25 protein-coding genes and 1 pseudogene are annotated in these 22,630 nt (G+C 66.3%); 7 read left to right on the top strand and 19 right to left on the bottom strand.

What is annotated here, in order from left to right:
- Positions 1-30: 30 nt before the first annotated feature.
- From ACQ4MJ_RS05465 to moaA, 6 genes are all read right to left on the bottom strand, one after another.
- Positions 31-363: a thioredoxin family protein gene (locus tag ACQ4MJ_RS05465; protein WP_218300177.1), complete on the bottom strand. Its 333-nt coding sequence runs from the start codon at positions 361-363 to the stop codon at positions 31-33.
- Positions 364-525: 162 nt separating this feature from the next.
- A complete protein-coding gene (moeA, locus tag ACQ4MJ_RS05470; RefSeq protein ID WP_431149612.1) occupies positions 526-1,884 on the bottom strand; it encodes a molybdopterin molybdotransferase MoeA in 1,359 nt (452 codons plus the stop codon).
- A 19-nt stretch (positions 1,885-1,903) separates the two neighbouring features.
- Positions 1,904-2,449, bottom strand: coding sequence for a GNAT family N-acetyltransferase (locus tag ACQ4MJ_RS05475; RefSeq protein WP_431149610.1), 546 nt, complete (start codon positions 2,447-2,449; stop codon positions 1,904-1,906).
- A gap of 15 nt (positions 2,450-2,464) precedes the next feature.
- On the bottom strand, positions 2,465-3,109 hold the full coding sequence (gene mobA, locus ACQ4MJ_RS05480) for a molybdenum cofactor guanylyltransferase MobA (RefSeq protein WP_121505999.1): 645 nt from the start codon (positions 3,107-3,109) through the stop codon (positions 2,465-2,467).
- Positions 3,110-3,139: 30 nt separating this feature from the next.
- On the bottom strand, positions 3,140-3,523 hold the full coding sequence (locus ACQ4MJ_RS05485) for a DUF6713 family protein (RefSeq protein WP_121506000.1): 384 nt from the start codon (positions 3,521-3,523) through the stop codon (positions 3,140-3,142).
- A 66-nt stretch (positions 3,524-3,589) separates the two neighbouring features.
- Positions 3,590-4,726: a GTP 3',8-cyclase MoaA gene (gene moaA / locus ACQ4MJ_RS05490; RefSeq protein ID WP_121506001.1), complete on the bottom strand. Its 1,137-nt coding sequence runs from the start codon at positions 4,724-4,726 to the stop codon at positions 3,590-3,592.
- Positions 4,727-4,895: 169 nt separating this feature from the next.
- On the opposite strand from moaA, the gene ACQ4MJ_RS05495 reads away from it, so the two are divergent.
- A complete protein-coding gene (locus tag ACQ4MJ_RS05495) occupies positions 4,896-5,747 on the top strand; it encodes a type IV pili methyl-accepting chemotaxis transducer N-terminal domain-containing protein (protein ID WP_431149607.1) in 852 nt (283 codons plus the stop codon).
- 28 nt (positions 5,748-5,775) lie between these two features.
- Here the strand turns inward: ACQ4MJ_RS05495 and ACQ4MJ_RS05500 are convergent, their stop codons facing one another.
- The 6 genes from ACQ4MJ_RS05500 to ACQ4MJ_RS05525 all read right to left on the bottom strand — a co-directional run bounded on the left by ACQ4MJ_RS05500 (position 5,776) and on the right by ACQ4MJ_RS05525 (position 11,617).
- Entirely contained in the window at positions 5,776-6,456 is a 681-nt protein-coding gene (locus ACQ4MJ_RS05500; protein ID WP_431149606.1) for a hypothetical protein, read from the bottom strand.
- Positions 6,453-7,427, bottom strand: coding sequence for a hypothetical protein (locus tag ACQ4MJ_RS05505; RefSeq protein WP_228897870.1), 975 nt, complete (start codon positions 7,425-7,427; stop codon positions 6,453-6,455). Before ACQ4MJ_RS05505 ends, ACQ4MJ_RS05500 begins: the two co-directional genes overlap by 4 nt.
- A 379-nt stretch (positions 7,428-7,806) precedes the next feature.
- Positions 7,807-8,568, bottom strand: coding sequence for an SDR family oxidoreductase (locus tag ACQ4MJ_RS05510; RefSeq protein WP_431149604.1), 762 nt, complete (start codon positions 8,566-8,568; stop codon positions 7,807-7,809).
- Between the two features lie 50 nt (positions 8,569-8,618).
- Positions 8,619-9,242 (bottom strand): DUF2889 domain-containing protein, encoded by a 624-nt coding sequence (locus tag ACQ4MJ_RS05515; protein WP_431149603.1) that lies wholly within the window; start codon positions 9,240-9,242, stop codon positions 8,619-8,621.
- Positions 9,243-9,374: 132 nt separating this feature from the next.
- Entirely contained in the window at positions 9,375-10,808 is a 1,434-nt protein-coding gene (locus ACQ4MJ_RS05520) for an aldehyde dehydrogenase family protein (RefSeq protein ID WP_218300166.1), read from the bottom strand.
- Between the two features lie 104 nt (positions 10,809-10,912).
- Complete coding sequence (locus tag ACQ4MJ_RS05525) at positions 10,913-11,617, bottom strand: Crp/Fnr family transcriptional regulator (RefSeq protein ID WP_055398183.1); 705 nt, start codon at positions 11,615-11,617, stop codon at positions 10,913-10,915.
- 133 nt (positions 11,618-11,750) lie between these two features.
- On the opposite strand from ACQ4MJ_RS05525, the gene ACQ4MJ_RS05530 reads away from it, so the two are divergent.
- Both ACQ4MJ_RS05530 and ACQ4MJ_RS05535 read left to right on the top strand, forming a co-directional pair.
- Complete coding sequence (locus tag ACQ4MJ_RS05530) at positions 11,751-12,275, top strand: DUF962 domain-containing protein (protein ID WP_431149602.1); 525 nt, start codon at positions 11,751-11,753, stop codon at positions 12,273-12,275.
- A 16-nt stretch (positions 12,276-12,291) separates the two neighbouring features.
- The gene (locus ACQ4MJ_RS05535) at positions 12,292-13,173 is read left to right on the top strand and encodes a bile acid:sodium symporter family protein (protein WP_121506008.1); all 882 of its coding nucleotides are present in this window, start codon (positions 12,292-12,294) and stop codon (positions 13,171-13,173) included.
- Between the two features lie 22 nt (positions 13,174-13,195).
- On the opposite strand, the gene ACQ4MJ_RS05540 is transcribed toward ACQ4MJ_RS05535, so the two are convergent.
- Positions 13,196-14,017: a metal-dependent hydrolase gene (locus ACQ4MJ_RS05540; RefSeq protein ID WP_431149601.1), complete on the bottom strand. Its 822-nt coding sequence runs from the start codon at positions 14,015-14,017 to the stop codon at positions 13,196-13,198.
- A gap of 136 nt (positions 14,018-14,153) precedes the next feature.
- Between ACQ4MJ_RS05540 and ACQ4MJ_RS05545 the strand changes: the two genes are divergently transcribed.
- Entirely contained in the window at positions 14,154-14,771 is a 618-nt protein-coding gene (locus tag ACQ4MJ_RS05545) for a TetR/AcrR family transcriptional regulator (protein WP_228897876.1), read from the top strand.
- A 4-nt stretch (positions 14,772-14,775) separates the two neighbouring features.
- Here ACQ4MJ_RS05545 and ACQ4MJ_RS05550 read toward each other — a convergent pair whose 3' ends face one another.
- The 6 genes and pseudogenes from ACQ4MJ_RS05550 to ACQ4MJ_RS05575 all read right to left on the bottom strand — a co-directional run bounded on the left by ACQ4MJ_RS05550 (position 14,776) and on the right by ACQ4MJ_RS05575 (position 19,879).
- Entirely contained in the window at positions 14,776-15,162 is a 387-nt protein-coding gene (locus tag ACQ4MJ_RS05550) for a VOC family protein (protein ID WP_431149600.1), read from the bottom strand.
- 17 nt (positions 15,163-15,179) lie between these two features.
- On the bottom strand, positions 15,180-17,720 hold the full coding sequence (locus tag ACQ4MJ_RS05555; RefSeq protein ID WP_431149598.1) for a cation-translocating P-type ATPase: 2,541 nt from the start codon (positions 17,718-17,720) through the stop codon (positions 15,180-15,182).
- A gap of 100 nt (positions 17,721-17,820) precedes the next feature.
- Positions 17,821-17,976, bottom strand: a pseudogene (locus ACQ4MJ_RS05560) (rubredoxin); the annotation flags it as partial.
- A 40-nt stretch (positions 17,977-18,016) separates the two neighbouring features.
- Positions 18,017-18,772: a cytochrome b/b6 domain-containing protein gene (locus tag ACQ4MJ_RS05565; protein WP_431149596.1), complete on the bottom strand. Its 756-nt coding sequence runs from the start codon at positions 18,770-18,772 to the stop codon at positions 18,017-18,019.
- A gap of 157 nt (positions 18,773-18,929) precedes the next feature.
- Positions 18,930-19,454 (bottom strand): diheme cytochrome c, encoded by a 525-nt coding sequence (locus ACQ4MJ_RS05570; protein WP_431149594.1) that lies wholly within the window; start codon positions 19,452-19,454, stop codon positions 18,930-18,932.
- Positions 19,455-19,465: 11 nt separating this feature from the next.
- Positions 19,466-19,879, bottom strand: a complete 414-nt coding sequence (locus ACQ4MJ_RS05575) for a DUF1924 domain-containing protein (protein ID WP_431149593.1) — start codon at positions 19,877-19,879, stop codon at positions 19,466-19,468.
- Between the two features lie 117 nt (positions 19,880-19,996).
- Between ACQ4MJ_RS05575 and ACQ4MJ_RS05580 the strand changes: the two genes are divergently transcribed.
- The 3 genes from ACQ4MJ_RS05580 (at position 19,997) to ACQ4MJ_RS05590 (ending at position 22,598) form a co-directional block, all read left to right on the top strand.
- Positions 19,997-20,374: a PepSY domain-containing protein gene (locus ACQ4MJ_RS05580; protein WP_431149592.1), complete on the top strand. Its 378-nt coding sequence runs from the start codon at positions 19,997-19,999 to the stop codon at positions 20,372-20,374.
- 125 nt (positions 20,375-20,499) lie between these two features.
- The gene (locus ACQ4MJ_RS05585; RefSeq protein ID WP_121506015.1) at positions 20,500-21,174 is read left to right on the top strand and encodes a response regulator transcription factor; all 675 of its coding nucleotides are present in this window, start codon (positions 20,500-20,502) and stop codon (positions 21,172-21,174) included.
- Complete coding sequence (locus ACQ4MJ_RS05590; protein WP_431149591.1) at positions 21,171-22,598, top strand: sensor histidine kinase; 1,428 nt, start codon at positions 21,171-21,173, stop codon at positions 22,596-22,598. Before ACQ4MJ_RS05585 ends, ACQ4MJ_RS05590 begins: the two co-directional genes overlap by 4 nt.
- Positions 22,599-22,630: the final 32 nt, after the last annotated feature.

A 22,630-nucleotide genomic window follows, 5' to 3' on the forward strand; every position in this document is an offset into this window, starting at 1 on the left:
CTTCTTCCTATTCGGAGTCGGACGCGTGCCTCATGCAGGTGCCGAGACGGTGTTTACGGCGTCCAGAACGTCTTGCTGCCCCTGAGGCCGCACCAGGCGAGCGACCTCCTTGCCGTCCTTCAAGAACACCAGCGTGGGCCACAGCTTGACGCCGAAGGTGCGACCCAGGCGCTGGCCGGGGCCATCTTCCACCTTGATGTGCGCTACGTCTGCGCGGTCCTTCAGCGCTTGTTCGATCAGTGGCTGCGCGCGCTGGCAGTGGCCGCACCAGGGGGTGCCAAATTCCACAACGGCGGCGCCTGTCAGGCGGTCCACCTCGTCACGGGATGGGGGTTGCGCAAGGTGCTGGGCGGTGTAGGGCATAGGCGCAAGATTTCCAAACGGGCGCAAATGAAAAAAGCCATTGTGCTGTGCTCCGCCCGCGCGGGGTGCCACGGGCGCGGCTCCTGTGAGAGATGCTTAGCAAGGGCCGCCCCGCAGTGAAGGCCGTCCCCCCGGGGGGAAGGTGCAAAGCGACTCAGGGGGTCAAATAACGCCGTTAAACACCATCACATCCACCGTGTCGCCCACGGCCACGTTGCCCTGGCCGTGGTGCAGCACAATGAGTCCGTTGGCCTGCACCATCGAGCTGAGCACACCCGAGCCCTGGTTACCCGTGGTGCGCACCTGCAGGGTGCCGTCGGCGGCGGTGGTGATGGTGCCGCGCTGGTACTCCGTGCGGCCAGGCTTCTTGCGCATGGCTTCGGTGCTGGTGGCGCGCAGCAGCGGTGGGGTGCTGTGGTTGCTGCCCATCATGCGCAGCAGGGCGGGGCGCACAAAGGCCAGAAACGTCACCATCACCGCCACGGGGTTGCCCGGCAAGCCGAACAACACCGCACCGCTGTGGGGGTGGTTGGTATCATTTTGATAGCTGTTAGCGCTTGATGGGTAAGCGCTGGAGGCCAATTTGGCTTGATTTTCTGTGGTGGCAATGCGCCCCACCGCCATAGGGCGGCCCGGCCGCATGGCAATGCGCCAGAAGGCCACGTCGCCCAGCTTCTTCATCATGGTGCGTGTGTGGTCGGCCTCCCCCACACTCACGCCGCCGCTGGTGATGATGGCGTCCGCGCGCTGCGCCGCGTTGCGAAATGCGGCCTCCAACAATTCCGGCTCGTCGCGGACCACGCCCAGGTCGATCACCTCCACGCCCAGCCGCGTGAGCAGGCCGAACACGGTGTAGCGGTTGCTGTCGTACACGGCGCCTTCGCGGGGTGGTTCGCCGAGGCTCAGGATCTCGTCGCCGGTCGAGAAATACGCCACGCGCAGGCGGCGGTATACCGTGACGGTGGGCAGGCCCAGGCTGGCGACCAGGCCCAGCGCAGCAGGCGCCAGCAGCGTGCCTTTGGCCAGCGCCACGCTACCCTCCATCAGGTCTTCGCCCTTGAAGCGGCGGTTGTCGCCGGTCTTGAGCACATCGGCCGCGATGGTGATGTGCCCGTCAGCTGCGGCGGCCGTGGTGAACTCCTGCGGCACCACGGTATCGAGGCCCGTGGGCATGATGGCGCCGGTCATGATCTTGACGCACTCGCCCGCCGCCACGGTGCCCACCCAGGCCTTGCCCGCCAGCGCCGTGCCCACCACGCGCAGCGTGAGAGGCTGGCCTGCAATCAGTTGGTCGCCGGCAAACGCATAGCCGTCCATGGCCGAGTTGTCGTGTGGTGGCACGCTGATGGGTGAAATCACGTCCTGCGCCAGCACGCGTCCCAGGGCGCTGAAGAGGGGCAAGTCTTCGGTGGCGCTCACGGGCTCGACCAGCCGTTCCAAGAACGTGTTCACATCGGCAGCGCTCAGGGCCTGCGGGTCGTAGCCTTGCAGTTCGGCGGCAATCTGGGCAATGGTTTTCATGGGGCTCAGTAACTTTCAATCAGTCGTGCAGCACGCGCACCATGTGCAGCTTGTCAAAGCCCACGCCGTCCACCACGATGGCATGGGGCAGCAGGCCCCAGGCGCGGAACCCAGCCTGCTCGTACAGGCGCACGACATGAGTGTTGGAGACCGTGACCGTCAGCACCAGCTGGGTCAGCCCGGGCACGCGGCTGGCTGCCTCTACGCAGGCGACTACCAGCTGCTGGCCGACGCCCTGGCGCTGGGCTTGTGGCGCAACCATCATGCCTACCAGCGTAGCGAGGTGCCGCTGCTTGGTGCGCTGCTCGCGCTCACAGCCCAGGCAGCCGACCAGCTGGCCTGCGGCATCGAAGGCACCGAGGAAGAACTGACCCGACTCCGGCGCGCCAAAACGCGCCACGTACTCGCTGGCATCGCGGCCCACCGAGGATTCGTAGTCGGACGTGAACGCATCCGGCGCGGTGCGCAACGCCTCGTCGCGAAGGGCTTTGTAGGCCACAGCGTCCGATGCGACCAACGGGCGGATCAACACTGCACGGGCGACCGCAGGCGTATGCGCGTTCATCGCAGCGGTGCGTGATCAGGCCTGCGGCGCGCTCGCGCTTTCCAGCGCGTGCAGCTCAGCCAGCGTGTTGGCGTTGAAAAAGGCCTTGGGGTCGTCGCCGGGCTGGTCAAACGGCACGATGGCGCAGCGGTGCTGTGCCGTCCATGCATCAATCTTGCGGCCACCGGCCTGGGTGAAAGCGACCAGGCTTTCGAGCAGGTCCACGCGCAGCAGGCAGAACACCGGCTGGGTGCGCACGGTGGTGCGGCCCGTGCCATCGTCCTCGGGCGCTGCGGCCATGGCGATGTCAGCGTCCTGGGCGTCAGCCGCCGCCGCCAGGCGCTGGGCCAGGTCCAGGGGGAACAGCGGGGTGTCGCAGGGCACTGTCAGCAGCCAGGGCGTTTCGCAACGCTCCAGTCCTGTCAAAAAACCTGCTAGCGGCCCGGCATAGTCGCTCAGCACGTCGGGCCACACCGGTGCGCCGAAGGCTTCGTAGGCGGCCAGATTGCGATTGGCGTTGACCATGGTGGCGCCGGTCTGCATCTGCAGTCGCATCAGGGTGTGCAGGGCCAGGGGCAGGCCCCGAAAGTTCTGCAGGCCTTTGTCGACCCCGCCCATGCGGGAGCCGCGGCCGCCGGCAAGGACGATGCCGGTAATGTCTTGGGTGTCAATCTTGGTCATGGTGCGCGCGATGGAGCGTGAAATAGAGGGCTACCGCAGCGGCCGGGTACGCAGCGCGGTCAACTGCAGGCAGGAAAGGACGGCCGTGCCGACCAGCAGGCCCAGGGACACAGGTTGTACAAAGGCCTCGTGTCCCAGGGCAAAAAACAGCCCGTGGATCACCACGGTCAAGGCACCGAGGCAAGGCATGAGTTTGTAGAACATCAGGGCCGCTGAACCCTCGCCACGGGCCACTTGCGACTGCGCGTACAGCACCAGCGCAATGATGGGCAGGTTCAGCAGCAAGTTGACCTGGTTGCCGCCGGGGATGTGAAACAGCTCCCACTCGTGCCAGTACGCGGCGTCGATCTGGTGGGTGACCAGGACGGCGGCGTTGGCCAGAAACAGTGCGCGGTGTTTGGGTTGAAGGGACATGGGTGGCTGTAAGGGCAACGCGAGGACCGAAGCCACCGATGGTGCCCTAAAAAGTCGGCACTTTGCTTACCCGCCGATGTAGCTCATTTCCACACGCCGCACCCCTGGCGTGTTGTCTGCCGGCAGGGTGCTGCGCAGCTCGGAGTAGCGGTCAGCGCGCTGCTGCCAGATGGGCGCGATGGCCGAGGCAATCGCCTCGTCGCTGGCGCCGCCGCGTAGCAGGGTTCGCAGGTCGTAGCCCTCGGAGGCAAACAGGCACAGGTAGAGCTTGCCTTCGGTAGACAGGCGCGCGCGGTTGCAGTCGTGGCAAAACGCCTGGGTCACGCTGCTGATCACGCCCACCTCGCCCAGGGCGGGGTCATATTGGCCTGCGGCATTGGCATAGCCCCAGCGCTCTGCAGTTTCGCCGGGGCTGCTCGGGTCGAGCTGGACCAGCGGCAGCTCGGCGCGCAGGCGGTTGATCAGCTCGGCCGAGGGCAGCACTTCGTCCATGCGCCAGCCGTTGGTGGCGCCCACGTCCATGTATTCGATGAAACGCAGCGTGGTGCCCGTGCCCCTGAAGTGGCGGGCCATGGGCAAAATTTCGTGGTCGTTGGTGCCGCGCTTGACCACCATGTTGACCTTGATGTGCGACAGCCCGGCGGCGTGCGCCGCTTCGATGCCCGCCAGCACGTCGGCCACCGGAAAGTCCACGTCGTTCATGCGGCGAAACACGGCGTCGTCCAGGCCGTCGAGGCTCACGGTCACGCGGTTCAAGCCCGCGTCTTTCAGCGCTTTGGCCTTGCGCGCCAGCAGTGATCCGTTGGTGGTCAGCGTGAGGTCGGGCGCCAGCCCGTCCACCGTGCGCAGCTGGGCCAGTTGCGCCACCAGCGCTTCCAGGTTCTTGCGCAGCAGGGGCTCGCCACCAGTCAGGCGGATCTTGCGCACGCCATGCGCCAGGAAGAGCTTTGCCAGCCGCGTGATCTCTTCAAAGCTCAGCAGCGCGCCATGGGGCAGGTAGGGGTAGTCCTTGTCGAACACTTCCTTGGGCATGCAGTAGTTGCAGCGGAAGTTGCAGCGGTCCGTCACGCTGATGCGCAGGTCGCGCAGCGGGCGGCCCCGGGTGTCGGTGAGCAGGCCGGTGGGGGCCACGGGGTGTGTGGGCACCCGCGCCGCCAGAGCGGCGATGCGTTGGTCCACCAGAGGAATCACACGTTCGGCCATGGCGTGATTTTGCCGCAAGGGGGCCTGCAGAGGGGGCAAGCCCCTGCGCGCGGAGTTGATCGCGGTCAAGTTTTGCCCAGGCGCTGGTATGGCCCGCCTTTGACATGGCGCAGGGCGTTCTGTTTGCTGCGTTGCAACAATCTGCCCATTCGATTTCAAGGGGATTCCCATGTTGACGCGCGAATTTTCTGCCGATGCCGTGCCATGCCAGCGCCGTGTGGCCCTTCAGCGGGTGGCGGCGGGTGTTCTGCTGCCCACCTGGGCAACTTGGGCGACAGGAGCCCAGGCGCAGATGGGGTTGTCGGGGGCCATCAACTATGCGGGCTGGTTTCGCGCACTGTCGCAGCGCATGGCCAAGGCCTATTGCCAGCAGTACCTGCAGGTGCTGCCTGCTGCGGCGGTGGATGTGATGGGTTTGGCGCGCAAGATGGTGCAGACGGGTAGCGGCGAACTGGCCCGAGGCATGCAGTCGGGCCAGTGGCCTGCAGAAGTCGGGCGGCAGCTGGCAGAAGTGCAAAAGCAGTTTGCCCTGCTCAACCAGATGACTTCGGCGCCCGCCACCACCACGGCCCTGGTAGCGGCGGCATCGGAACAGGCCGATCGAACGCTGCTCATTGCGCAGGCCGTGACCGAGGCCATCGAAAAATTGGCACAGGCCCCCAGTGCCCGCCTGGTGAACCTGGCGGGCCGCCAGCGCATGCTGTCGCAGCGCCTGGCCAAGAACTACTTTTTGAGTGCTGCCAAGGTGGATTCCAAGGTGGTGCAGGCGCAGCTGGCGTCCGATGCGGCGGACTTCCGCCAGGCCTTGCAGACATTGAAGGCGGCGCCCGTGTCCACATCGTCCGTCCGCAACGAGCTGGAGTTGGCCGACTCACAGTGGCTGTTTTTTGAATCCGCGCTGCGCCGCCCGGCCGATGACGCGGGGCTGAACGCCGTGGCTACCACCAGCGAACGCCTGCTGGGGGTGATGGACAAGCTCACCGGCCTGTACGACGCTGCCCTGCGCGAGGTGCTGGGCTGAGAGGCACGGAACGGCCGGGGTCACCCGATCAGCCGCCCCAGGCCGCATGCTGCATGAAGTCCGCAAGGCGGCAATCGCGCCCCACCAGCACCAGCCGGGTGTCCAGCGCGTTGAAAAACCCTGGGGGAGGTGGAAGCGGCAGCTGCTGGACGCGTTTGTGGGTGTCGATGCGCGCCGCTGCCAGTTCGTAGTCGCGTGCCAGGGCCATCCACAGGCCATGGGCGCCAGCCGACTGGCGTGCGCCTGTTATCAGGCTCCTCCCTGAGTCCAGCCACCATCGGTAGATGGCGGATGCAATGCCCATGCGGCGGTAGCCGTCCACCACCTTGGTGTGGGGCGCACGCAGGTGGCGGTCGGTGCGGCGGTCCACCTCGACCAGCCGGTTGAACACGGTGTAGGCCACGATGCGGTTGCGCTGCGGGTCGATGGCATACACAAAGTATTCGCCGCCGGCCTCGCGCAGGCGAAACACCAGCCCATGCAGATGCAAGGGCAACGGCTGCATCGCATCGCGCGTGCGGTGGTTGGTGCGGATGCGGTCGTACAGCGCCTCGAACTCGCGCTGGATGTCGCGGCCCGACAGATCCACGTCGATGCGCAGTTCGGTCAGCCGCTGGGCCCACCGGCCCAGCAAGCCCTGGCCGGGCCACGTATTGGCGATGAAGGTGGCGTCGCGTGGGTCGCACAGGCTGCAGGCGATGGCCATCATGGCGTGTTCCCCTGGCCATCGGTCCAGCAGCCGCTCAGCAGGCGTGCAGGCTGTTCGCGGGCGCACACCTGGGCGCTGTGGGGCCAGTCGGGCAGCGGCACCACCAGGCCTGCGTATACGCCGTAGGCCTCACCCGCCGCAATGGTTTCGCCCGCCCACAGGCTCTCGCCCGCACGGATGGCCCCTCCGGCGTGAATGTGCCCACCGGCCCGCACACCCCAGCCCGCTTGCAGGTGGCCCTTGCAGTCCACGTCGCCCGTTACCCACACGCCCCGGGCAGCCTGCACGGCAGCATCGGTTTGCAAGTGGCCACCCACCTTGATGCCGCCGTCGCAACCCAGGTCGCCTACCACCCGCAGATCCTGGGTCACCCGGCAGTGGCCACCGACGTGGGCGGCAGCCCCGCAGTCCAGCTCGCCGCCCACACGCAGGCTGCCTGTGCACTGCAGTCGCTGCGCCACTGTCAGCGACCAGCCCACGCGCGCATCGCCGTGCAGCCGCGCGCTGCCCTCGCAGCGCACTGCGCCCGCCACGCGCAGGTCTTCGCCCACGCGCAGTGCTCTACCCACCCGCAGGCCGCCCAGCACGCTGAGGCTGCGGCCCGTGCGCAGCACACCCTCCACGTCGGCGTGGCCCCGGCAGCGCACGCTGCCGGCAAACACCAGCGCGTCGGCCTCCAGGTGGTCTATTTCCAGCACATCGTTGGTGGGGCCGAACTGGTCCAGCATCCAGCAAGCGTCTTCCACGCGACCTTCGCGCACCAGGTCGTCCAGCAGCGCCTGGTAGTTGCTGGCGCCCTCCTGGCGGCGCAGGTACCAGCGGTAGCCGTCGGCGCAGGGCTGCTTGGCACGGATGAAGTTGCGGGTGATGTCGGGGGCGACCGCCGCGCTGGCGATGGCCTCATCGGCGGGCAGGCTGCGCGCAGGGGCGCACGGGGCGAGCGAAATCTCGCCCGAAGGGAACGGGGGCATGGACACTCCTGGCGTTCGCGCCCCGGCCGTGGCCAAGGCGCAAGCTGGCGCTGGGCGTGGGGCCCGGCGACAGGAGGTGCGCGAAAAGAATGCGAAGGGGAGGGGGTGTCGCCGGGCTCAGGAATCTGCAGCAAGCGTGCAGACTTGGCGGTCACCGGCCTGGAGCGTGGCCTGCGAGCGCGCGGCACGGCGCAGCGGCGCGGTCGCGCTGGCGGCTGTGGCGGGAGAGTGGCTCGCAAACATCGGCGGCACTATAGGCAGCAGGGCCTGCACCGTCAAATCAATCCGCACTGCCCTAGTGCGGATTGGGACGCTCAAAAAGGGGCGTGGTGGCTGCTTCAGAGAGCATGCCGCGACGCCTGTTTGTTTGCTTGCTGACTTACACGCAGCGCCCGCCATCCACCTCAATGCACACGCCGCTGATGAATGACGCCTCGTCGCTGGCCAGGTACAGCGCCGCATTCGCCACGTCCAGCGCGGTGGAGAAGCGCCCCAGCGGAATGGTGGCCAGAAACTTGGCACGGCGCGCCTCGTCCACCGGGCCGCCCGCAAACTCGGCGGCCAGTCCGGTGTCGGGGTTGAACACGGGGTTGATGCAGTTCACGCGGATGTTGTCCGGGCCCAGCTCGGCCGCCATGGACTTGCTGGTGATGATGACGGCGCCCTTGGAGCCGTTGTACCAGGTCAAGCCTGGGCGCGGACGCAGCCCGGCGGTGGAGGCGATGTTGATGATGCTGCCGCCACCGGCTTGGCGCAATGCAGGCACGGCGTGGATGGCCGACAGGTAGATGCTCTTCATGTTGATGGCATAGACCTTGTCGAACTCGTCTTCGCTCACTTCGAGCATGGGGCGGTTGCGGTGCGTCCAGCCTGCGTTGTTCACCACCACGTCCAGGCGGCCGTACAGGCGCACGGCTTCGTCGACCATCGCCTTCACTTCGGCGGACTTCGTCACGTCGGCCTTGAAGAACGCGGCGGTGCCGCCGGCGGCCGTGATCTCAGCCACCACGCGCTGGCCACCGGCTTCATTGATGTCGTTGACGATGACCTTGCCGCCCTCTGCGGCCAGGCGTTTGGCGATGCCTTCGCCAATGCCGTTGCCAGCGCCGGTGACGATGAGGGATTTGTTCGAAACGCGCATGGAATGGCTCCTTGAATTATTCAAAATTGATAGCTACTGACGCTTTAGTATCAAGCGCTAGGGTCTTGTTTGGCTGAAATTTTTGCAGTGGAATCAGTGGTTGCGGCTTGCTCCGCCAGCTTGGGGGCCTGCTGCGCACGGCCGTAGAACTGGGGGAAAAACTCTTTCACGCCCTGGCCGTTGAAGTCCCACCCCGTGCACTGGCCCAGGTGGCGCGGTGGCTCGTCGGGGTGGCTGGACGAAAACACGGCGGGCACCGACTGGAACGCCGCCGTGGCCAGGTTGAACAACAGCTCGCGCAGGTGGGTACAGCTCGCCACGCCGCCCAGGTGCTTCTGGATGGACTGGCGCCAGCCGCGCGCCATGCTGCAGCCCACCATGTGCTGCAGTGCAGTTTGGGCCTCGGTGCAGCCCTGGAGCGGGTGCGAATCCATCGCCACATCGATCGCCTGCACCACCAGCTGGCGGTTCACGGTCACGCGCAGCCACATGTGGTGGATGGCCTCGCCCGCGAGGCGCTGTTTAGTAGGGTCGCGAAAAGAGGTGGCGTCGTAGGCCTTGCTGTCGTGCAGCTCTCCTTCAATGTCCCACAGTCCATCGTCGCGTTCAAAGCCCTGATAGTTCACCCGGCGGACATGTTTCAGGGTGCGGGGGGCGGGGGGACTCAGGGGCATGCGTTTTTTTATGGTGACTAGGTAGCGAGAGACTGGAACTGGCGCGGCCTACGCCAGGGCCGCCGCGCAAGGGCCGCCCCGCCGCGCTGGCGGCGTCCCCCCAAGGGGGAAGGCGCGCAGCGACACAGGGGGTTATCCATATTTGATAGCAACGGTCTTCAAGGTGGTGAAGCCGTACAGCGCCTCAAAGCCCTTTTCGCGTCCATAGCCGCTGGATTTGACGCCGCCAAACGGCAACTCCACACCGCCGGCCGCGCCGTAGTTGTTGATGAACACCTGGCCGCTGTGCACACGCTTGGCCATGCGGAACTGGCGCGCGCCGTCACGCGTCCAGATGCCGGCCACCAGGCCGAATTGAGTGGCGTTGGCCAGCTCCACCGCGTGGTCTTCGTCCTGGAAGGCCATGGCCGACAGCACGGGGCCGAACACTTCCTCCTGCGCAAGGCGGTGGCCTACCGGTACATCGCGCAGCAGGGTCGGGGCCTGGTAGTAGCCGGTCTCGGGCGCTTCGTCCACCACCACGCCCTGCGCCACCATGGGGATGCCTGCCACCTGCGCGTCGGAGAGGAAATCCCACACGCGCTGCTGCTGCGTCTGGCGGATCAGCGGGCCCACGTCCAGGTCCATGGCGGCGGGGCCGACGCGCAACTTTTCAAACGCCTTGCCCAGACGCTCCAGCAGCGGTTCGTAAATCAGCGAATCGATCAGCACGCGCGAGCCGGCCGAGCAGGTCTGCCCGGCGTTCTGCACGATGGCGTTGATGACCACGGGGATGGCGGCATCGAGGTCCGCATCCGCAAAGATGATCTGCGGGCTTTTTCCGCCCAGCTCCAGCGTCACGGGGCAGTGGCGCTCGGCGGCCACCTGCTGGATCAGCGTGCCGATCTTGGGGCTGCCGGTGAAGCTGATGTGGTCTATGCCGGGGTGGCGCGCCAATGCGTCGCCCACCTCATGGCCGTAGCCGGTGACGATGTTGAGCGCGCCGGAGGGAAAGCCCACCTCGGCCGCGAGCTGCGCCACGCGGATCAGCGAGAGGCAGGCATCTTCGGCCGGTTTGACCACGCACACATTGCCTGCCGCCAGCGCGCCGCCCACGCTGCGGCCGAAGATCTGCATGGGGTAGTTCCAGGGAATCACATGGCCCGTCACGCCGTGGGGCTCGCGCCAGGTCAGCACGCTGTAGCCGTCGGGGTAGGGGATCGTCTCGCCGTGAAACTTGTCGCACGCACCGGCGTAGAACTCGAAGTAGCGCGCCAGCGCAATCGCGTCGGCGCGTGCCTGCTTGGTGGGCTTGCCGCAGTCGCGCTGCTCCAGCGCCGTCAGCTCGTCCGCATGCTCCAGGATCTTGGCCGAGAGCTTTTGCAGCAGTCGGCCGCGCTCCACCGGGGCCAACTTCTGCCACACCGCGTTGTAGCACTGGCGGGCCGCATGCACCGCCGCGTCGATGTCGTCGGCGTTGCTGCGCTGGATCTCGTCGAAGGGCTGGCCGTCGGACGGGTCGATCATGGCAATCGTGCGGCCCGAGGCGGACGGCACCGAGGCGTTGGCGATGTAGTTCAGTTGCATGGCCGTCATTTTGCCCGGAAATGAAATGTGTGCTTATTATTTAAGTAAAAAATGCTTCTGGCGCTTGTTGGTAAAGTGCTGGTAGCTATATATTTAATAGCAATTCAATAGCAGGTGGCGCGCAGCGCCGCCAGGTCCAGAATCTCCAGCTCGCCGCGTTGCACGCGCACCAGGTGGCGCGATTCCAGGTCCTTGAGGATCTGGTTCGTGGTCTGGCGCGAGATGGCCAGCATCAGCGACAACTGCTCTTGCGAGATGGACAGCACGCGGCGCGACCGCCCCTCGGCCGTCCACTGGCCGTAGCCCTCGGCCATCATCACCAGGCGGCGCGCCAGGCGTTGTGGCGCAGGCAACAGGGCCAGCTCTTCCATGGCCACAAAGGCCGAGCGCAGCTTGTCGGTGAGCAGCAGCGCGAGCGCATGCCAGTGCTGCGGGTGGGCCTGCAGCCACGCCTGCAGCCGCTCGTGCGGAATGTGCAGCAGCGTGGTGGGCTCGGTGGCCTGCGCGTCGTGCGTGCGTGCGGAGTTGTCGAACACCGAGATTTCGCCAAACCAGTGCGGCGGCTCCAGGCGGATCAGCAGCGCGGCCCGCGCCTCGTCGGCCCGGCCGCCCGTGCCCGAGATGCTGACCGCGCCGCGCACCACCGCATACAGCCCGCAGGGCGCATCGCCACGCAGAAACAGCACTTCGCCCGTCTGCAAATGGCGCACCTGTGCCATGGCCAGCAGCGGCTGGGCAAAGTCGGGCGGCAGGTGGGCAAACCAGCGGCCGGACTGGAGGACGGGCAGATAGGTGGCGGGGTCGGTCATGCAGTGCAGATTGGGCGCGAGGCAGGGTGGGGCGGTGCCGTGGGAGTGTGCCTTTTTGTCGTCTGCACGACAGACGCTGGCAATGCCCCGGGGGGAGTATTGATGCTGCTCAAAACAACAGCCGGAGACACCCATGAAAACCCTGATCGACCACCTTGCGCAGTACGCCGACTACCACCGCGACCCGCGCAACATCCACACCCATTTTGTGGGCGTCCCGATGATCATGTTTGCGGTGGTCATCCTGCTGTCGCGCCCGACCTGGATGGCGGGCGCGTTGCCGCTGAGCCCTGCGCTGTTCGCTGCGCTGGCGGCCAGCGTCTTCTACTTCCGGCTGGATATGCGTTTTGGCCTGGCCATGGCGACCCTGCTGGCGGCCATGCTGGTGGGGGGGCATTGGGTAGCTTTGCAGAGCATGGCGGTGTGGCTGGCCACGGGCATCGGCTTGTTTGCGGTGGGCTGGGTGATTCAGTTCGTGGGCCACTACTACGAAGGTCGCAAGCCCGCGTTTGTGGACGACTTGGTGGGCCTGATCGTCGGCCCGCTGTTTGTGGTGGCCGAGTGGGCCTTTGCGCTGGGTTTGCGCAAGGAAGTGCAGGCGGCGATCGAGCAGCGCAGCGGCCCGGTGCGACTGCGCACCGGCCAGGCACCTGCATAAGCCCCGCGCGTGACCCATGAGCTTTGTTTCCATACTTCCCACCTTGTTGTTCATCGCCCTGGGGCTGGTCATGTTCGGCCTGGGCCTTTCGCTCACGGTGGGCGACTTCAAGCGCCTGCTGCAGCATCCGCGTGCCGTGGTGCTGGCCCTGGTGCTGCAGGTGCTGGTGCTGCCATCGGCCTGTTACGCCCTCATCGTGCTGCTGGGCGTGGCGCCGCTCTACGCGGTGGGGCTGATGCTGCTGGCGGCTTCACCGGGTGGGGTGTCGGCCAACCTGTTCAGCCACCTTTTTGGTGGCAATGTGGCGATGAACATCTCGCTCACCGCCATCAACACCGTGTTGTCCATCGTGAGCCTGCCGCTCATCACCAACTGGGCGATCAACACCTTTGCGCACACGGGCCAGGTGGTGCCGCTGCAATTTGGCAAGGTGGTCGAGGTGATCATCATCGTGCTCGTGCCGGTGGTGCTGGGCATGGCGGTGCACCGGCGCGCGCCGGCCTTCAGCGCCCGCATGGAAAAGCCCATGAAGATTTTCAGCGCCGTGGTGCTGGCCGCTTTTGCGCTGATTGCGATTGCCAAGGAGTGGACGGCGCTGGTCGAGTCCTTCGCGGGCATCGGTCCGGCCGTGTTGTTGTTCAACGCGATCAGTCTTGCGTCGGGGTACTACCTGTCGCGGGCGGCGGGGCTCGACAAGTCCATGGCCACGGCCATCAGTTTCGAGATCGGCATCCACAACTCCACGCTGGCCATCTTCATCGCGCTGTCGGTGCTGGGCAACTTTCAGCTGGCACTGCCTGCGGCCATCTACTCGGTCAGCATGTACATACTGGCGACGCTGTTTGGTGGGCTGGTGCTGCGGCGTGGTGCCCAGCCAGCGGCCGCCGTCAGCGCCTGAAACCGCATTCTGACGTTGTGGCTCAGCGTGCGCCCACGGGCACGTAGGCGTCGCTGTGCTGGGTCAGCCATTGCTGTGACAGGTCCGTGCCGTGCTGGCTGGGGTGAAAGTCACGGCGCAGGTATTCGCGCCATGGGCGCCAGGTTTCGCGCACCAGGCCGCCCTTGCCAAACAGCGTGCGCGCCGCACTGGCCCAGGTGGTCCATTTCCACAGCGTTCCGTCGCGGCGCAGGTTCAGCACCGTCTGGCGCAGGGCGTCGCCCAAGAAGACGAGGGTGATGCGGCGGAACCAGGTGATGCGCCACTCGTGGTTGCCGCCCAGCGCCTGGTAGATGTCGAACGCCGTGTTCTTGTGCTCGGCCTCTTCGGCGCAGTGCCATTGCCACATCGTGGCCAGGCGGGGTTCGGCGCCCGCCAGTGTTTCGGGGTGGGCCAGCAGCCATTCGGCCAGCAGCGCGGTGAAGTGCTCGTTGGCAGCCGTCACGGCCAGGGGGTGGCGTGGGTCGGCTCCGGCAAAAAGCTTCATGCGCTCCTGCGCGCGGGACGCCCATTCGTTGACCAGGCCCTGCTTTTCGAGGTGCCCATTGAACAGCGCATGGATGCGGCGGTGAGTGGCCTCTTGCCCGACGAAGCCGCGCACCTCGTCGGCAAATTGCGCGTGTTGCTCGGGCGGCATGGCTTTGTGCCCGCCCTTCACAGCGTCGATGAAGAACTGTTCGCCCACCGGGAAGCTCATCGACAGCGCATTGAAGAACGCCGTGCGAAACGCATCGCCGCCGCACCAGTGGCGGTCAAAAGGCGTTTCCAGGTCAATGAGCAGGCGTCGCACGACGAGTTCGGTCATGGGGATGGATCTCCGGGAGCTCGGTAAAAAGATAACGTCTTTGTGGTTTGGTACGTTGTAGTACCAGTGGTGAGGGATCATGGGGTGCGCATGTGGTACTGTCAAGTACCTGTTAACCCCGAGGGAATCTGCCAGCATGACCGCACTGCAAGCCGCCCCCCGACCTGGCGCCACCGAGGGTAGGGAACATCGGGATCGCCTGCTGCAGGGCATGGCCCGCGCCGTGGCGACCAAAGGCTATGCCGACACCACGATTGCAGACATCGTGCGCGAGGCTGGCGTCTCGCGGCGTACTTTCTACGAGAACTTTGCCGACAAGGCCGAATGCCTGACAGCGCTGTACGAATCGGCCAGCGGCAACGCACTGGCGGTGCTGCGTGGTGCCATCAACCCCCAAAGCGATTGGCAGGCCCAGGTGGAGCAGGCGCTGTCGGCGTACTTTGGTGCGCTGGCCTGCAATCCGGTTCTGCTGCGCACTCTGTTCATTGAAATCCTGGGCCTGGGCATGCCCGGCCTGGCCGCGCGGCGGCGCGTCAACCAGCAGTTGGTGGACCTGATGCTGGAGGTGGTGAACAACCGCCCGGGGGCGCCCCTGCGCAAGGCCCCGCTGCAGCCCATGATGGCCATGGCGGTGGTGGGAGGTATCAACGAGATGGTGCTCCAGTCCATCGAGCAGGGGCGCGCCGGACAGCTGCAGGAGCTGGTGGCGCCCGCTGCATCGCTGCTGCGCGCGGCCACCTCGACGGATCTTTGACCGTTCACACTTCGTTGGCGATCTCGATCAGGTTTTCGTCCGGGTCATAGATGTAAACCGACAGCAACTTGTGGCACGCTCCCGTAGCACCCACCGGGCCTTGCACGATGGAGACGCCTTCAGCTTGCAGATGTGTCACCACTTCTTCCAACGGGGTTTGCGTGAGAAAACACAGGTCGACAGAACCCGCGGTGGCATGTCGCACGTTCGGGTCCACCACCGTGCCTACTTCGTGCAGATTGATCTTTTGATCGCCGAAGTGCAGCGCATACCGCCGGGGCTTGAACTCCCGCGCAGTCATGCCAAGCACACGCTCATAGAACGCGATGGTTTTTTCAATGCTGGCAACGGTGAGTACAACGTGGTCGAGCGATTCCAGAACAATGGGCATGGCGTGTGGCGGGATGGTCAGACGGTCGGATGATTGTGCGCCAGCGTTGTGGGGCGGAGCCATCGTTTGTTGGCTGCAAAGAGCCCTGTCAATGTCAACCCGGCCACCATCGCCATGAGCCAATGCAGGGGCGGCAACGGCGCAAACTTGAAGGCTGAGGCCAGCCAAGGTACTGTGGTGATGGCAGTCAGCGCCGCCAGTGTGCCGCCCAGCACCCACAGGCTGACGGGTGTGAGGCCCGCCCACAGGCTGCGCCAGCTCGTCTGGTTGCTGCGGCTGGGCAGGATGAGCGCTGCGTTGGCAGCCACCAGCACCACGAAGGCGACCGTGCTGGCCGTGGCGGCATGCGCGGCCTGGCCCAGCAGCCAGGCATAGAGGCCCACCACGGCAGCCGTCACCACGCCGCCCTGCACGAGGCTCAGCAGGATGTGGCGGGTTGAAAGCAGGGGCTCATCGGCGCGGCGCGGCGGCTGCTGCATAAGGTCGGCCGCACCTTCCTCGGCCTCAAAGACGATGGAGCAGGCCGGGTCGATGACCAGTTCCAGAAACGCAATGTGCAGCGGTGCCAGCACCAGCGGCAGCCCAAACAACACCGGCAACAGCGCCAGCCCGATGATGGGCACATGCACGGCGAGCGTGTAGACCATGGCCTGGCGCAGGTTGGCAAAGGTCTGCCGCCCCCGGTGGATGGCCTGAACAATGGCTGCGAAGTCGTCGTGCAGCAGCACCAGCGCTGCGGCCTCGCGCGCCAGGTCGGTGCCGCGCTGGCCCATGGCGATGCCGATGTGGGCGGCCTTGAGGGCGGGGGCGTCGTTCACGCCATCGCCCGTCATGGCCACCACCTCACCCTGGGCCTTGAGGGCTTCGACCAGCGCCAGCTTCTGGTGCGGCTTGATGCGTGCAAACACGCTGATCTGCCGGACTTTGCCGGTGAGCATGTCGGGGGACATCAGGGCCATTTCATCGCCGGTGACGACCTGGTCGTGGGCGATGCCCGCCTGGGCTGCAATCGCGCGTGCGGTGCGGGGGTGGTCGCCCGTGATCATCACCACGCGGATACCCGCCTGGTGACACTCTGCGATCGCCTGGGGCACCTCGGGTCGCAAGGGGTCGGCCAGGGCCACGAGGCCCAGCCATTCAAAGTCAAAGTCGTGCTGAATGCCTGGCCAGTCGTCTTGCACGCGGTGCCGGGCCTTGGCCACGCCCAGCACCCGAAGGCCCCGATCGGCCAGCCGGGCGGCCTGGGCGCTGACGGTGGCGCGCTCGGCGTCAGGCAGGTGGCACAGGTCGGCCACGGCTTCGGGCGCACCCTTGGTGGCCACGGTGTCGTGCGCGGATGTGCCATCGCGCCACAAGTGGGTCATGGCCAGCAGCTGGGGCGAGAGCTCATATTCGCGCGCCAGCGACCAGGCGGGGTGCAGGTGCTCGGTGCCTGCCAGATGATTCCCCGCCATGCGGTGAAAGGCCTGCTCCATGGGGTCGTGCGGTTCGATCTCGCTGGCCAGCACGGCGTATTCGAGCAGTTCGTGAAAGGCCTCTGGCAGCGCCGTGCCACCTGCTTCGGCTGCTTTTTCGGGCAGGTTCTGCACATCCAGCTCCTCGCCCGCAATGCACAGTGCGGCCACGGCCATGCGGTTTTGCGTGAGGGTGCCGGTCTTGTCCACGCACAGCACGGTGGTCTGCCCCAGCGTTTCGATGGCGTTGAGCCGCCGTGTCAATACCTGCTGCGCCGCCAGCCGCCGTGCAGCCAGGGCCAGGAAGACGATCATGATCACCGGCAGCTCTTGCGGCAGGATGCCCATGGCCAGCGTGATGCCTGCCAGCACGGCTTGCAACGCGTCGCCGCGCAGTGCCCAGAACAGGGCCACCAGCAGCACGCACAGCGACAGGCCGATCAGCACGAGCTTGTGGGTGAGCCGTGCCATTTCTTCACGCAAGGGCGAGGCCTGCAGCGCAATGGTGTCGAGCGACTGGCCAATGCGGCCCAGTTCGGTGTGGCGTCCCACGCCAGTCACCCGCAGCAGGCCCTGGCCGCTGACCACCAGCGTGCCTGCAAATACCTTGTCGGCAATCTGCTTGGCCACGGGCTCGGACTCACCGGTCAGCATCGATTCGTTGGTGGCCAGTTCGTGCGCCTGCAGCAGGGTGCCGTCAGCCGGGATGCGGTCGCCCTCGGCAATCATCAGCAGGTCCTCGCGCACCACATCGCGGCCTGCGATGCGCACCATGGTGCCGCCTCGCAGCGCCAACGCGCGGGGGCTGGAGAGGTCGCGCAGGGCGTTCAGCGCGTTGTCGGTGCGGCGCTCCTGCAGCACTGTGATCGCCATGATGATGACCACAAAGCCCAGCAGGATCAGCGCCTCGTGCGCGTCGCCCATCGCCAGGTAGATGCCGCCTGCACCCAGCAGCAGCAAGAACATGGGCTCGCGCACCACGTCCCAGGCCATGTCGCGCAGCGTGCGGCGCTGGCTGATGCCCAGTTCGTTGGGGCCTTCTTCACGCAGGCGTTGGGCGGCAACGGCCGCGTCAAGGCCAGTCGGTGGGGGTTGTACGGGCATCTGGGGGCGTAGGGAGTCTTGAGGCGATCTTTCTTATACCTTTGATCGGTGAAAGTGTCAGTGTGCTGGTGCTGCTGTTTTCCAGATCGCACCTTGCACCTCACATCTCGCACAGCACAAAGTCTGCCTTGCCCACATTGCACTCAGGGCACCGCCAATCGTCGGGCACATCGGCCCACAGGGTGCCTGGCGCAATGCCCTCATCGGGCAAACCCGCAGCTTCGTCATAGATCCAGCCACAGACCACACACATATAGATTTTCATGGGTTGATCCTGAAAGTTGTTTTGACGGGCTTCAATCGTCATCATGGTGTCTGCTGCGCTCGCTCGTCGTGCCGCTGGCCATCAACCCATTGGGCGATTGCTGCCACTCCCATGCGCCAAAGGCCAGCACTGCCAGAAGCAGCGCTGCCGCCAGCCAGGTGCGGTTTTTCTGCACCAGGTTAGGCCCTGGGCCTTCCACGCGCCCGGTCAGCATGGGCAGCGCCTGATTCTTGCGCCGCAGCATGCTCATGCCGGCAATCAATGCGAGGTGGGCCAGCACGACAAACAGCATGGCTTCTCCGAAGAACTCGTGCACTTCTTCGATCCAGTCGCCACCCAACATGTCGCCCCAATCGTTGTAGGTGGCATAGCCGCTCAAGGTGATAGGAACGACCAGGACCAGCAGCAGCACCACCGCCAGTGCCATCAGCAGGTTTTGCCCCTGGCGCCAGTTCACCTGTTGCATTGAACGCGCCTGGGGAAGGGCGCGCAGCCACGCGGGCGCCCCGGCCAGCTTGCGCCACAGCAGGCCCAGGCCCGAAGTGCGCGGGCCAAAGATTCCGTACAGCACGCGAAAGCCCAGCAGGCCCGCAATGGTGTAGCCCAGCGTGACGTGCAGCAGCCGCCAGTACTCGCCATCGGCGGTGGCGTAGGCACCCACAAAGCAGAGCGCAAACAGCCAGTGGAACATGCGCGTGGGCGCGTCGGTGACCCGGCGGCTGGGGCCCTTGGCAGCGGCTGGCTGCGCTGCGGCGCTGGCGGGTTGGAGGGAAGGGGTGTTGTTCATAGTGTTTTCCTTGATGGGATGCATCTCAGATTCAACGCAGAGCGAGAGCGGCGAACAGGGCTCAGCGAAGCGGTTCTGGCTAGGCGCTGTGTCGCAGGCAGTACGGCCAGTACGACAAGACACAGCAACGACGCCAGAAGAGTCCTGTTCACCGCTCTCAGTCGTTCCAGGCGCGGCGTGATCGGGCATCCAGCCCCGCCGGCATGCGCAGGTCGTGGTCGTCAAATTGCCCTTGGTCGGCACCCGTGTGGCAGGCCGCGCAGTTGGCGGCGCTTTTCACGCTGGCAAGCTTCCAGGCGGAGGGCTCGATCTTTCGGTGTTTGCGCTCAAACCAGGCCGAGCGGGTGATGCGGTCCTCGGGCGGCTCTTCGCTCACGCGCTTGTAGGTGCCGGCGTGGGCCTGCAGCCACTGGTTGAGCTGGCGCACGGTGGCCGCGTCCAGCGATGCGTCGGTGCCATGGTGCTTGTCGAGCCCCGTCATCACGCGGTTCCACGACGCGGCGGGCAGCAGCCCGGGTGGGTAGGCGGTGTGGCAGGCGGCACATTCCTGCGTGTAGGCGCTGGGCACGTTGCGGGGCATGGCGCGCCCGCTGTCGGCGTGGGCGCTGGGGATCGCCTGCAGGGCCAGCATGCACAGTGCTGCGGCCATGGGGGCGGGGCGAATGGGGGTAAGTTTCTTCATGGTGTTGAGATTCAAGGCTTGAGTGCGTTGAAGGCGCTAACGTAGGCCAACACATCGGCCTTCTCCACAGCCGTGCATTCGCGACTCAGCACGTCGTTGCAGTTGCGGCGAAACCACTTGTCCACCTTGGCGGTGTCGGTGAATGCCTTGGGGTTGAAGGCAGGGGCCAGGGGCGCTATCGACTTGCCGGTGCTGGCGTGTTTGCCCTGCGCGGTGGGCGGCGTGCCGTGGCAGGATGCGCAAGACCACTCGCCGCCGTGCCGGGTGGTGAAGAACACCTTGCCCTTGTCGGCATTGCCGGGGCTGCCTGCCTGCGCGCTCCAGTGCGCGAGTTGCTGGACGGCGGTGGTGTCGGCGGCGTGGCTGGGGCTGGCTGCGGCCCAGAGGCACAGTGCAGCCAGGGCCAGAGTGCGAACGGTTGTCATCGTGGTGTCCTTGTAGGTGTTGGTTGTCCTATGCAGCCATTGTTGAAACCCCAGCCTGAACGGCGCGTGAAAGAGCTGTTCATCGGCCGTTCAGACACTGCGCGGGACAATGCACCCATGCTTTTTTCCCCCCACCGTGCTTCAGAGCGCCGCCACGCCATGCGCTGGGGCGCGGCAGCTTGTCTGCTGTGGGCGGCAGCGGTATTCGCACAAAACGCCTTGGCCAGCGGCAAGGACGACCACGACCGCGCCCGCCAGGCCGTGCAGGCGGGCCAGGTGCTGCCGCTGCCTGCAGTGCTGGAGCGCCTGCAGCGCGAAGTGCCCGGCCAGGTGCTCGAAGTGGAGCTGGAGCAGGAGCGGGATCGCTGGATTTACGAGATCAAGCTGCTCACACCTGCGGGGCAGTTGACCAAGGTCAAGCTCGATGCACGCACGGCCGAGGTGCTGCGCGTCAAATCGCGCGACGATCAACGTACCGGCCGAGAACACCGCTAAGACTGCCCCGCGTGGGCGCATGCCCATGCAAGCAGCCGAGGCTTCCAATCGCCCGATTTCACTCCAACCCTTCGGGCAAGGTACTTGTGCGACCCTAAAAAGACACTGAACAGGTTCTAAAGCCCATGCGCATCCTCCTCGTAGAAGACGACACGCAGCTGCGCACCCAGTTGCGCACCGCGCTGCAAGGCGCGGGCTACACCGTGGACGAGGCCGACAACGGGCGCGACGCGCAGTTCCTGGGCGACACCGAGGCCGTGGACGCCGTGGTGCTGGACCTGGGCCTGCCGGTGGTGGATGGGCTCACGGTGCTCAAGCGCTGGCGGGCCGAGGGGCGCAACATGCCGGTGCTGATCCTCACCGCGCGCGACAACTGGCACGAGAAGGTGGCGGGCATTGATGCGGGTGCCGATGACTATCTGACCAAGCCCTTTCACCTCGAAGAGTTGCTGGCACGCCTGCGTGCGCTGATCCGCCGCGCCAGCGGGCAGGCGTCTGCGGTGTTGCAGTGTGGCGACTGGTCGCTGGACACCCGCAGCGGCCGCGTCACCTGCGCAGGGCAGCCCGTGGCACTCACGGCGCACGAGTACAAGGTGCTCGACTACCTCATGCACCGGCCTGGCGTGTTGGTGTCACGCGCCGAGCTGACCGAACACATCTACGCGCAGGACTTTGACCGGGACTCCAACACCATCGAAGTCTTTGTGGGGCGCCTGCGCAAAAAACTGCAGTCGCCGTCGGCCAGCGCGGCCCGTATCGAGACGGTGCGTGGCATGGGCTACCGCCTGGTGCCGCCATGAAACGGGGCGCGAACCGGGGCGGTTTGCACTGGTCACGCTCCCTGCGGTTCCGGCTGCTGGCCGTGACGGTGACGGGGCTGACGGTGGCGGTGGTGCTGGCGGGCCTGGTGCTGAGTGGGCTGTTCCGCGAGCATGTGCAGCGCCAGTTCGAGGCGGCCCTTGTGCAGCAGCTGGACCAGGTCACGGCGCGGCTGGAGTTTGATGCCCAGGGCCAGCCGGTGATTGCCGCGCAGGCTTTGTCAGACCCGCGCTGGCTCAAACCCTATTCGGGCCTGTACTGGCAGGTGGACGCCATGGCGCCCGATGGGCGCGGCCGGGCTGGGGTGCTGCGTTCACGCTCCTTGTGGGACACCAGCCTGGCCCTGCAGGTGGATGCGCTGGCTGACGGTGCCGTGCATGTGCACGAAGTGGCAGGCCCGCAGGGCGCGCCCTTGCTGGTGCTGGAGCGCACCGTGCGTGCCGAGGGCACGGATGCGGCGCGCTGGCGGCTGATCGTGGCGGCCGATCTGCAGGCCACCCAAGCGGCCACCGCGCAGTTCACGCGCGTGCTGGCGCTGTCGCTGGCGGCCCTGCTGGTGCTGCTGGCAGCGGCCGCGTGGGCCCAGGTGGCCGTGGGCCTGCAGCCTCTGCAGGCGTTGCAGCGGGGCTTGCAGGATGTGCAGCAGGCACGCACCACACGGTTGCAGGGCGCATTCCCTGCCGAGATGCAGCCGCTGGTGGATGACTTCAACGCCGTGCTGGAACGCAATGCAGAAGTGGTGGAGCGCGCGCGCACCCAGGCAGGCAATCTGGCGCATGCCCTGAAAACCCCGCTTTCGGTGCTGGAGAACGCGGCCTGCGCGCCAGCACCCAGTGATGGCGCAGCGCTGGCTGCACTGGTGCGCGAGCAGGTGCAGGTGGCGCGGCGCCACATCGACTGGCACCTGGCGCGATCCCGCGTGGCTGCATCGGCACACCTGCCCGGCCAGCGCACGGCGCTGGAGCCGGCGGTGGGCGGACTGGTGCGCGTGATGAACAAGGTGCATGCCGGGCGCGGGGTGGACATCACGGTCGCGCTGCCCGATGCCCCGCTGTTCTTTGCGGGCGAGGCGCAGGACCTGCAGGAAATGCTGGGCAACCTGCTGGACAACGCCTGCAAATGGGCGCAGTCCACCGTGCGCTTGCAGGCGCAGGTCCTTGGCGGGCTGCCGCCCCAGATGGTCGTCAGTGTCGAGGACGACGGCCCCGGCATCGGTGCGGCGCAGCGTGCGCAGGCGGTGGAGCGTGGCGTGCGGCTGGACGAAACGGTGCCGGGCACGGGGCTGGGCCTGGCCATCGTGCAGGACCTGGCGGCCCTGTACGGCGGGCGGCTGGAGCTGGAGCCTGCCGACCTGGGCGGCCTGCGTGTGGTGCTTGTGTTGCCCGCCGCTCGGGAGACGGCGTAAAAAGCCCGCCTGTCAGTGAGAGAGGCGTAAAA

Source organism: Acidovorax facilis, assembly GCF_050626955.1.
Lineage (GTDB): Bacteria > Pseudomonadota > Gammaproteobacteria > Burkholderiales > Burkholderiaceae_C > Acidovorax > Acidovorax facilis.